Here is a 9855-nt window from a genome sequence, read left to right as displayed (position 1 = left end):
GCTCACCTCCCAGGGTGAGCGGCGCCGTCGGGCACGACCTCCTGCGCAACGGCGCGAGGTGCGCCCTCCCGGACGTTTCCCGCGCTGCGCCAGGCCGCCCGGGTGTGGCCAACGAGACAGCGTCGGGGCCGCCGTTCGGGCCGCCCCGTGTAGGTCCCGGCGTGTCGCCGGGCTACCCTGTTACGGGATGTCTCGATGTCGAGACATCGGTAGGCCGGTCAGGGCAGTCAGATGGAAGGACGACACAGGGTGGACCTGTTCGAATACCAGGCGCGCGACATCTTCGAGAAGCACGGGGTTCCCGTGCTGGGCGGCGTGGTTGCCACGACCCCCGAAGAGGCTCGCGAGGGCGCTGAGAAGCTCGGTGGCGGGACCGTGGTCGTCAAGGCCCAGGTCAAGACCGGAGGACGTGGCAAGGCGGGCGGCGTCAAGCTCGCCCACTCGCCCGAGGAGGCCGCCGAGAAGGCGTCCGAGATCCTCGGCATGGACATCAAGGGACACACCGTCCACCGCGTCATGATCGCGGCCGGCGCGAAGATCGCCGAGGAGTTTTACTTCTCGGTGCTCCTCGACCGGGCCAACCGCTCGTACCTCGCCATGGCGAGCGTCGAGGGTGGCATGGAGATCGAGGTCCTCGCGGTCGAGCGCCCCGAGGCGCTCGCCAAGGTCGCGGTGGACCCGACCGTCGGCATCGACCAGGCCAAGGCTGACGAGATCGTCGCCGCCGCCGGGTTCGCCGACGACATCAAGGCGCAGGTCGCCGACGTCATCCAGAAGCTGTGGACCGTCTACAAGGAGGAGGACGCGACCCTGGTCGAGGTCAACCCCCTGGTCCGCACCGAGGACGGCTCGATCGTCGCGCTCGACGGCAAGGTGACCCTCGACGAGAACGCGGGCTTCCGCCACGCGGACCACGCCGAGCTCGAGGACAAGGACGCGGCCGACCCTCTCGAGGCCAAGGCCAAGGAGAACGACCTCAACTACGTCAAGCTCGACGGCCAGGTCGGCATCATCGGCAACGGTGCGGGGCTCGTCATGAGCACGCTCGACGTCGTCGCCTACGCGGGCGAGCAGCACGGCGGCGTCAAGCCCGCCAACTTCCTCGACATCGGTGGCGGCGCCTCGGCAGCCGTCATGGCTGCGGGCCTGGACGTCATCCTCAACGACGAGCAGGTCAAGAGCGTGTTCGTGAACGTCTTCGGCGGCATCACGGCGTGCGACGAGGTCGCCAACGGCATCGTCCAGGCGCTCGCGATCCTCGGCGACGAGGCGAACAAGCCGCTCGTCGTCCGCCTGGACGGCAACAACGTCGAGGAGGGTCGCGCGATCCTCGCGGAGGCGAACCACCCGCTCGTCACCCTGGCCGAGACGATGGACGGCGGCGCCGACAAGGCTGCCGAGCTGGCCAACGCCGCTTCCTGACCCGAGACCCGAGAGAGAAAACAGACAGACATGGCAATCTTCATCAACGAGGACTCCAAGGTCATCGTCCAGGGCATGACGGGTTCGGAGGGCCAGAAGCACACGACGCGCATGCTGGCCTCCGGCACCAACATCGTGGGTGGCGTGAACCCGCGCAAGGCCGGCACCTCGGTCAGCTTCCCGAAGGGTGAGGGCACGGTCGACGTCCCCGTCTTCGGGTCCGTCGCCGAGGCGATCGCCGCCACGGGCGCCGACGTCTCCGTGATCTTCGTGCCCCCGGCATTCACCAAGTCGGCGGTCGTCGAGTCCATCGAGGCCGGCATGCCGCTCACCGTCATCATCACCGAGGGCGTCCCGGTCGCGGACTCCGCGGAGTTCTTCACCCTGGCCGAGGCCAAGGGCGTCCGCCTCATCGGCCCCAACTGCCCGGGCATCATCAGCCCCGGGAAGTCGAACGTCGGGATCATCCCGGCCGACATCACGGGCCCCGGCAAGATCGGGCTCGTCTCGAAGTCCGGCACGCTGACCTACCAGATGATGTACGAGCTGCGTGACTTCGGGTTCTCGACCGCGATCGGCATCGGCGGCGACCCGATCATCGGCACCACGCACATCGACGCCCTCGCGGCGTTCGAGGCGGACCCCGACACCGAGGCGATCGTCATGATCGGCGAGATCGGTGGCGACGCCGAGGAGCGCGCCGCGGCGTACATCCAGGCGCACGTGACCAAGCCGGTCGTCGGCTACGTCGCGGGCTTCACGGCTCCCGAAGGCAAGACGATGGGCCACGCAGGCGCCATCGTCTCGGGCTCGTCGGGCACCGCGCAGGCCAAGAAGGAGGCCCTCGAGGCCGCTGGTGTCAAGGTCGGCAAGACGCCGTCCGAGACCGCCGCTCTCATGCGCGAGATCCTCTCCTGACCTCGCACGCCTGAGCAGCACCTGAGCAGCACCTGAGCATCATCCGTCGGCGTCCGGCCCCTCGTGGCCGGGCGCCGTCGGCGTACCCTGGGGACCCCGCTCCTGGGCGGGTCGCGGGCGCGCCGCACGACGTGCCCCACGACGCCCACCCGATCGACGACGATGGAGACCATGACCACGCCGACCCAGTCCGCCGCAGCCCGGCGCGGGACGCCCCGCACGCTCGAGGAACCCGTCGGGGGTCCACGGCGCCCGCTCGAGGCACCTCGACGCTGGGTCTCCGGTCTCGTCGCAGCGCTCCAGGCGCTCGCGCTCTCGCTCGCCGTCGTGATCCTGCCGGCCGTCGCGGCCTTCCTCGCGTCCTCGGCAGGGCCGGCCGACGACGGCACGGGCTGGGGGCAGTCGGTGTCGGTCGCGGCCGGCCTGTGGCTGCTCGCGCACGGCGTCCCGCTGGCTGCTGCGGGCACGTCGGTCACCCTCGTCCCGCTCGGGCTCACGGCCCTGGCGCTCTTCACGTGCTACGCCTCGGCGCGCCGCTCGGCGCACACCGCCTGGTCCGCGTGGGCCGTGGGCGTGGGCGTGTACGCGCTCATGACCCTGGTCATCGCGCTGCTGTCCGGCGCGGCGCCGGGCTGGGACGTCCTGTTCGCCCCGCTGGGAGGCGCGGTCGTCGCCGCCCTCGGTCTGGGTGCCGGGATCCTCGCGCGCCCCGACGCGCCCCGGGTCGGCGAGCTGACCGCGGTCCTGGACCCCTACGTCCCGCCGGTGGTCCGGCTGGGCGCCCGCGCAGGACTGCTGGGCGTCGCGCTGCTCGTGGGGCTCTCGAGCGTCGTGCTGGGCGTGTGGGTCGTGGCCGGGCGCGCGACCGCGGCCGACATCATCACCGGCCTGGCCCCCGGCGCGGTCGGTGGCCTGATCCTCGCGGTGGCCCAGGTCATGGTCGTGCCCAACCTGGTGCTCTGGGTGAGCTCGTGGATCGCCGGTCCGGGGTTCGTGGTCGGGGACGGGAGCAGCTTCACGACCGCGGCCTCCGAGCCCGGGGCGCTGCCTGCGGTCCCGCTCCTGGGCGCGCTGCCGGGGGCCGAGTGGACGACGGTCCTCGCCTCGTTCTCCCCGGTGCTCGTGGTCGCCACGGGGCTGGTCGCCGGTGCGTTCGTGTGGCGCCGGTGCGGAGGTCTCGACGCCCGCTGGACCGACCTCGGGCTCGCGGTCCTGGGCGTGGCCCTGGCCTCGGGACTCCTCGTGGTGACGCTGCAGGTCGCGGCGGGGGGCGCCGTCGGGCCCGGGCGCATGGCGCACGTGGGTGCGCCGCCCCTGCTCGCGGGCGGGCTCGTCGCGGCGGAGATCGCCGGGGGAGCGGCGCTCGCCCTGGTCTGGGGCAAGGCCGCCGTGACCGAGCGGGTGCGGCACCGCCACGACGAGGAGCCCGACGACGGAGCGCGCCCGGGCGACTGAGATCGCCCCGGGCGTCGGGGCAGCTACCGGTTGCTGACTAGCGGCCCAGCTGGTCCTTGGTCCACTGCTCGCGCGCCTGCTCGTACTGGACCGCGCACTCCTGCTGCGCCGCGACGGTGATCGCGCCGTCCAGGCAGGCCTGGTTGTCCATCTCGATGTCCCACATCGCGAGGCCGCCGATCATCGACAGCGACATGGTCACCGTCAGGCCCAGTCCCACGGCGACCGCGGGCAGCAGCGCCCCGCCGAGCCGGGCACGCCAGACCGCGCGCAGCGCGCGGACGCCGAACACGATGGTCACGACAGCGAAGAACAGGCTCGCGACCCGCCAGGGGAAGGCCAGCGAGCTCGTGACGAGCGTGACGAGCATGAGCAGCCCGAAATGCAGGACCTGGCGCGTCGTGGCGCGCAGCTGCTCGGGGTCGACCTGCGCGAGCGGGTCGGGCTTGCCGGGGCCGCCGGGGCCCTGAGGAGCGCCGGGGCCCGCCGGACCGCCGGTGCGGCCGTGACCGGGAGGCGGGCCCTGCTGCGGGCCCTGAGGCGCGCCGGGAGGTCCTTGCACCGGGGGAGGGCCGGGCTGTCGCGCCTCGTCGGTCGGCTTCTGGGCGCCGGGACGTGGGGGCGCGTACGGGTTGCCCATGGGCAGCTCCTCGGTGCTTCGCGGATGGCACGGGAGCGGGTCGGTGCTCGTCCCGGGCCCGGAGGACGCGGAGCAGACCGGCGCCTCTCCGGCGCGGACTAGGGTGGTGCCTGACTATTCTCCCGCATTCTCCCCCCACCGCAGACGCCCTTGAGGAGCACCGTGCGCACACCTTCCGGTCAGCCCATCGACACGACGAGCGCGGCGCGCGTCGTCGTCCTGGTCTCAGGGGCTGGGAGCAACCTCGCGGCGCTGCTCGCGGCGCACGAGGACCCCGCCTACGGGGCGCGGGTCGTGGGTGTCGTCACGGACAAGCCGGGCGCGGGTGCGCTCGACCTGGCGCGCGACGCGGGGGTCGCCTCGGTCGTCGTCGCGCCGGGTGACTTCGCGGACCGCGACGCATGGAACGACGGCGTCGCGGAGGCCGTGGCGGTCTTCTCGCCGGACCTGGTGGTCCTCGCGGGCTTCATGCGCATCCTGAGCCCGGCGTTCGTGGACCGGTTCGCGGGCCGGACGATCAACACGCACCCGGCGCTGCTGCCCTCGTTCCCCGGCGCGCACGGCGTGCGCGACGCGCTCGCGTACGGCGTCAAGGTCACGGGCTGCACGGTCCACGTGGTCGACAACGGCGTGGACACGGGGCCGATCATCGCGCAGGCGACGGTGACGGTCGAGGACTCCGACGACGAGTCGACCCTGCACGAGCGGATCAAGGTCGCCGAGCGGGCGCTGCTGGTCGAGACGGTCGGTCGCGCCGCGCGCGAGGGCCTGCGGGTCGAGGGTCGCCGGGCGCTGCTGGGCTGAGCCAGCGCGGGGCGGCCGTAGGTCGAGCGTCGAGAGGGTGATGCTGCGCGGGGGCGGCGAAAAGGTGGGGTGCGCAGGGCGCGCCGTCGGGCAGGATCGGGCGGGCGGCACGACTCCGTGCCGCGCGACTCGTCAGGAGGCCGTCCGTGCAGCTCTCGTTCGCCTACCAGGTCACCAAGTGGGACCCCGCGACGCGGACCGTCAACCCTGACGGGAGCGTCGACTGGGCGGAGCGGCCGGACGCGGACGGCTCGATCGAGGCGGCCTGCCTCGACGCGATCTCGACCTTCGCGCGCGAGCTCGGGGTCGAGCGGCTGACGCTGCGCGACATCGAGCTCCGGCACGACGACTCGGACCTCGCCCCGGGGAGCGTCCTGGCCCGGCTCTTCGGGCCGCGCCTGGAGGGCTGCTACGACGGCGCGACCGTGGACGTCGCCGGGGCCAGGCTCCTGGTGCGCGAGGCGCTCCGTGCCGAGAGCTTCGATCCCCCCGCGCCCGAGGAGCCGACGCTGTGGTGCCGCTTCGAGGCCGAGGGGCGCATGTTCGTGCACACGGGTTACGACCTCTACCTGTACATCGGGGCGTCGGAGTCGTGCCTGCCTGCCGTCGAGGCAGTCGCGGCGTCGGGCCTGTTCCCGGTCCTGGTCGAGCAGTCCCCGTACGACCCGACGTCGGCGGGCGCGATGGGAGAGCTGGCCGACGTGCCTCCGGTCGACGAGGTGTTCTGGGCGGCCGTCGACGCCCTGGTCGACGAGCGCGGTGGTGTGCTCCTCCAGGAACACGCTGGTTGGGACCGTTGGCACCGGGTCGTCGCGGGTGGTCCCCGGCCTGTGTTCCGCCCGCGAGCCGTGGTGGAGGTCTGGCCGGACGTGTCCGCCGACGTCGCGGCTGTGCTGAGGGGGATCCTCGACGAGGACGACGACCCGCAGCGCGATCTTGTCTACCTCACGGCGGACGGCGCGGTGCGCTCGGTGCGGATCGACGAGGACAGCCTGCCGGGGATCGAGCGACGACTGGCCGGTGCGCTCGGCGGGTTCGCCGTCCCGACGACGGTCGACGAGGCGCTGCCGATGCTGCTGCACCGCGCGGCATGCCCTGACGCGGACGGTGTGGTCCGGGTCCGGGCCAACCGGTTCTGACGCGCGGGTACCGGGTGGCCACCTGTCGCGCGAGGTGGGTTCCTCGGTTCGAGAAGGGTGCGTGCACCACGGTCCAGGGACCGGTCTCGGCCGGGAAGACGTGTCTCGCATGCCGGGGGACGCGGACCCTTGACTCGCCACATGATCAATGAGTAAGTTGATCAACGTAACTGTTGATCACGACGAGCAGGCCGACATGACCCTCCCGGACGGTTCCCACGACGACACCGACGCAGCCCTCGACCGTGCGTTCCTCGCACTGGCCGACCCGGTCCGCCGGAGCATCGTCGCCACGCTGTCCCGGGGGCCGGCCACTGTCAACGAGCTCGCCGCACCCTTCCCCATCACGAAGCAGGCCGTGTCCCGGCACATCCAGGTCCTCGAGGCCGCGGGTCTCATCACCCGCACCCGGGACGGCCAACGACGACCCTGCCACCTCGACCCCGCCGCGCTCGAACGGCTCACGGCGTGGATCGACGAGTACCGGCTCACCGCGGAGCGGCAGTACCGCCGGCTCGACGCCCTCCTCGGGCGGCTCCAGGCGACGTCGTCGGACCCATCGAAGGAGCAGTCATGAGCAGCACGCACCCCACGACCGTCACCGCCCCTCCGGGGACGCCCTTCATCGAGATCGTCCGCGACGTCGACGCGCCGCGCCCTCTCGTGTTCCGGGCCTTCACCGACCCCACGCTCGTCACGCAGTGGCTCGGCCCCCGCCGCTACGAGATGGTCCTCGACCACTGGGACGCCCGGACGGGCGGCTCGTGGGCCTACACCCATCGCGCAGGCGGCGAGGAGTACGGGTTCTTCGGCGCGTTCCACTCGGTCGTGCCGGACGAGCGCGCAGTCCAGACGTTCGAGTTCGCGGGCGCCCCCGGCCACGTGAGCCTCGACACCGTCTCGTTCGAGGACCTTCCCGGCGGCGGGACCAGGATCACCACGCGCTCGGTCCACCAGTCGGTCGAGGCTCGCGACGCCATGGTCGGCTCGGGGATGGCGGACGGGATGAGCGAGGGCTACGAGCGCCTGGACGAGCTCCTGGCCTCGGACGCCGTCGCCTGACACCCGGTGGGCGGCGGCAGCCCGCCGCCGTTCGCTGCCGGCTCGCCGTCCGATCTGCTGGTGGCCGGGGTTGCTGCGTGCCGGTCGCGATCAGGTGTCTCGTCGAGATGCGGCTCGTGGGGGTCGAACACGCGTCCTGACCCCCACAAGCCGCATCTCGCGGAGGACGTGGCGGGCCCCGGTCGCCACAGGTGCGTGGCGCCGTCGGGCAGGACCTCGATACCTCACCCGCCTCGTCCGCTCGAGGGCGTGCGTCTCGAGATGCGGCTTGTGGGGGGTCGCGACTGCCGCACGACCCCCACAAGCTGCATCTCGCGGGCGGCGACCCCTGGGGGGGGACCCGGACGCCCGCGGTGCGTGGCGCCGTCGGGCAGGCGGACACCGCCACCCACCCGGCCCTGCCCGAGCGCCCACCCGGCCCTACCCGAGCGCCCGCCGACGCCGCCCGCGCGACGCAGCCCGCTCGCGCCCCCCACCCAGCCCCGCCCCCAGCCCGCCGCCAAGAGGGCACGGTAAGATCGGAGACGGCCGCGACTGGCGAGGGTGGGAACGACCACCGGGGAGCGTCCGATCGACCTGTTGGTGCGTCGTCCGCCTGGGCGCCTGGGTGACCGGTATCTTCCCGCGACCCGCTGACGACCCACAGGAGCACTCCGATGTCCGCAGCCCCCACGTCTCCCGAGACCCAGATCGCCGACGACGCCCAGCGTCCCGTGCGTCGCGCTCTGCTGAGCGTCTACGACAAGACCGGCCTGGTCGAGCTGGCCACGGCCCTGCACGCCGCGGGCGTCGAGCTCGTCTCGACCGGCTCGACCGCGTCCACGGTCGCAGCCGCGGGCATCCCCGTGACCAAGGTCGAGGAGCTCACGGGCTTCCCCGAGTGCCTCGAGGGGCGCGTCAAGACCCTGCACCCGCGCGTGCACGCGGGGATCCTCGCGGACACCCGCAAGCAGGACCACCTCGAGCAGCTCGCCCAGCTCGAGATCGCACCGTTCGAGCTCGTCGTCGTCAACCTGTACCCCTTCGCCGACACGGTCGCTTCGGGTGCCGGTCCGGACGCCGTGATCGAGCAGATCGACATCGGCGGCCCCTCGATGGTCCGCGCCGCGGCGAAGAACCACCCGAGCGTGGCCGTCGTCGTCGACCCGGCCGCCTACGGCGACGTGATCGCCGCCGTCCAGGCGGGCGGCTTCACGTACGCGCAGCGCAAGCTCCTCGCGGCGCAGGCGTTCGTGCACACCGCGACCTACGACGTCGCGGTGGCGTCCTGGATGAGCAGCGTGGTCGCGCCCACCGACGTCGTGGACACTGCCGAAGCCGGCCCGGTCTCCACCGGTTTCCCCGCCTGGGTCGGCGCCACCTGGGACCGTTCCGACGTGCTGCGCTACGGCGAGAACCCGCACCAGCGTGCCGCGCTCTACACCAACGGCCACGGTGCCTCGGGCCTCGCGCAGGCGACCCAGCTCCACGGCAAGGCGATGAGCTACAACAACTACGTCGACGCCGACGCCGCGTGGCGCGCCGCGCACGACCACGGCGACGCCCCGACGGTCGCGATCATCAAGCACGCCAACCCGTGCGGCGTCGCGGTCGGCACCGACGTGGCCGACGCCCACGCCAAGGCCCACGCGACCGACCCGGTCTCGGCGTACGGCGGGGTCATCGCGACCAACACCGTGGTGAGCGCGGCCGCCGCAGAGCAGATCGCGGGGGTCTTCACCGAGGTCGTCGTGGCGCCGGGCTACGAGCCCGAGGCGCTCGAGATCCTCTCGCGCAAGAAGAACGTCCGCCTGCTCCAGGTCGACGGCGCCCCGAGCGCAGGCGTCGAGATCCGCCCCATCTCGGGTGGTTTGCTCATGCAGCAGGTCGACCGCATCGACGCCGCGTCGGAGAACGGTGGAGACAGCCCCGAGTCGTGGACGCTCGCGACGGGCGAGGCTGCAGACGCCGAGACGCTCGCAGACCTCGAGTTCGCGTGGCGTGCCGTGCGTGCCGCGAAGTCGAACGCGATCCTGCTCGCCAAGGGCGGGGCAGCGGTCGGTATCGGCATGGGCCAGGTCAACCGCGTCGACTCGTGCCGCCTGTCGGTCGAGCGTGCCAACACCCTGGGCGCCGAGGGCGAGGAGCGTGCGCGCGGCTCGGTGGCCGCGTCCGACGCGTTCTTCCCGTTCGCGGACGGCCTGCAGGTCCTGCTCGACGCCGGCGTCAAGGCCGTGGTCCAGCCCGGTGGCTCGGTCCGCGACGACGAGGTCATCGCAGCCGCGCAGGCTGCCGGCGTCACGCTCTACCTGACGGGCACGCGCCACTTCGCGCACTGACCCGTCCGGCTCGGCGCCCCGTTCAGGGGAGGGGCGCGCCGAGCATGCGGTTCCTGCGGGCCGAGCATGCGGTTCTCGTCCGGGTCGACCCGGACCC

General features: G+C 72.7%; 9 protein-coding genes and 1 riboswitch. Of the genes, 8 read left to right on the top strand and 1 reads right to left on the bottom strand.

Annotated elements, in window-relative coordinates:
- The first annotated feature begins 249 nt into the window (after positions 1-249).
- The 3 genes from sucC (at position 250) to ACFWFR_RS13600 (ending at position 3795) form a co-directional block, all read left to right on the top strand.
- Positions 250-1422, top strand: a complete 1173-nt coding sequence (sucC, locus tag ACFWFR_RS13610) for an ADP-forming succinate--CoA ligase subunit beta (RefSeq protein WP_191801282.1) — start codon at positions 250-252, stop codon at positions 1420-1422.
- Positions 1423-1452: 30 nt separating this feature from the next.
- The gene (gene sucD, locus ACFWFR_RS13605; RefSeq protein ID WP_191789430.1) at positions 1453-2340 is read left to right on the top strand and encodes a succinate--CoA ligase subunit alpha; all 888 of its coding nucleotides are present in this window, start codon (positions 1453-1455) and stop codon (positions 2338-2340) included.
- A gap of 171 nt (positions 2341-2511) precedes the next feature.
- Positions 2512-3795 (top strand): DUF6350 family protein, encoded by a 1284-nt coding sequence (locus ACFWFR_RS13600; protein WP_191801280.1) that lies wholly within the window; start codon positions 2512-2514, stop codon positions 3793-3795.
- Between the two features lie 37 nt (positions 3796-3832).
- On the opposite strand, the gene ACFWFR_RS13595 is transcribed toward ACFWFR_RS13600, so the two are convergent.
- Complete coding sequence (locus tag ACFWFR_RS13595; protein ID WP_377623308.1) at positions 3833-4435, bottom strand: hypothetical protein; 603 nt, start codon at positions 4433-4435, stop codon at positions 3833-3835.
- 162 nt (positions 4436-4597) lie between these two features.
- Between ACFWFR_RS13595 and purN the strand changes: the two genes are divergently transcribed.
- From purN to purH, 5 genes are all read left to right on the top strand, one after another.
- Positions 4598-5239 carry a phosphoribosylglycinamide formyltransferase gene (gene purN / locus ACFWFR_RS13590; protein ID WP_191801276.1) on the top strand — a complete coding sequence of 214 codons (642 nt, stop codon included), beginning with the start codon at positions 4598-4600 and terminating at the stop codon, positions 5237-5239.
- A gap of 146 nt (positions 5240-5385) precedes the next feature.
- Positions 5386-6378: a hypothetical protein gene (locus tag ACFWFR_RS13585; protein WP_377623307.1), complete on the top strand. Its 993-nt coding sequence runs from the start codon at positions 5386-5388 to the stop codon at positions 6376-6378.
- A 196-nt stretch (positions 6379-6574) separates the two neighbouring features.
- On the top strand, positions 6575-6955 hold the full coding sequence (locus tag ACFWFR_RS13580; protein WP_191801272.1) for a helix-turn-helix transcriptional regulator: 381 nt from the start codon (positions 6575-6577) through the stop codon (positions 6953-6955).
- Complete coding sequence (locus tag ACFWFR_RS13575; RefSeq protein WP_191801270.1) at positions 6952-7440, top strand: SRPBCC family protein; 489 nt, start codon at positions 6952-6954, stop codon at positions 7438-7440. Before ACFWFR_RS13580 ends, ACFWFR_RS13575 begins: the two co-directional genes overlap by 4 nt.
- 520 nt (positions 7441-7960) lie before the next feature.
- Positions 7961-8048: riboswitch (ZMP/ZTP riboswitch) on the top strand.
- A 48-nt stretch (positions 8049-8096) separates the two neighbouring features.
- Positions 8097-9758 carry a bifunctional phosphoribosylaminoimidazolecarboxamide formyltransferase/IMP cyclohydrolase gene (purH, locus tag ACFWFR_RS13570; RefSeq protein ID WP_377623306.1) on the top strand — a complete coding sequence of 554 codons (1662 nt, stop codon included), beginning with the start codon at positions 8097-8099 and terminating at the stop codon, positions 9756-9758.
- The last annotated feature ends 97 nt before the right edge of the window (positions 9759-9855 follow it).

Source organism: Oerskovia sp. NPDC060287 (assembly GCF_042726775.1).
Classification (GTDB): Bacteria; Actinomycetota; Actinomycetes; order Actinomycetales; family Cellulomonadaceae; genus Oerskovia; species Oerskovia merdavium.
This window is presented reverse-complemented; position numbering and strand designations above follow the sequence as displayed.

What these genes read in the sequence shown, in the direction of transcription:
- sucD (WP_191789430.1), top strand. Translation starts at nt 1,453, where the DNA reads ATGGCAATCTTCATCAACGAGGACTCCAAGGTCATCGTCCAGGGCATG.
- ACFWFR_RS13600 (WP_191801280.1), top strand. Translation starts at nt 2,512, where the DNA reads ATGACCACGCCGACCCAGTCCGCCGCAGCCCGGCGCGGGACGCCCCGC.
- ACFWFR_RS13595 (WP_377623308.1), bottom strand. Translation starts at nt 4,435, where the DNA reads ATGGGCAACCCGTACGCGCCCCCACGTCCCGGCGCCCAGAAGCCGACC.
- ACFWFR_RS13580 (WP_191801272.1), top strand. Translation starts at nt 6,575, where the DNA reads ATGACCCTCCCGGACGGTTCCCACGACGACACCGACGCAGCCCTCGAC.
- ACFWFR_RS13575 (WP_191801270.1), top strand. Translation starts at nt 6,952, where the DNA reads ATGAGCAGCACGCACCCCACGACCGTCACCGCCCCTCCGGGGACGCCC.
- purH (WP_377623306.1), top strand. Translation starts at nt 8,097, where the DNA reads ATGTCCGCAGCCCCCACGTCTCCCGAGACCCAGATCGCCGACGACGCC.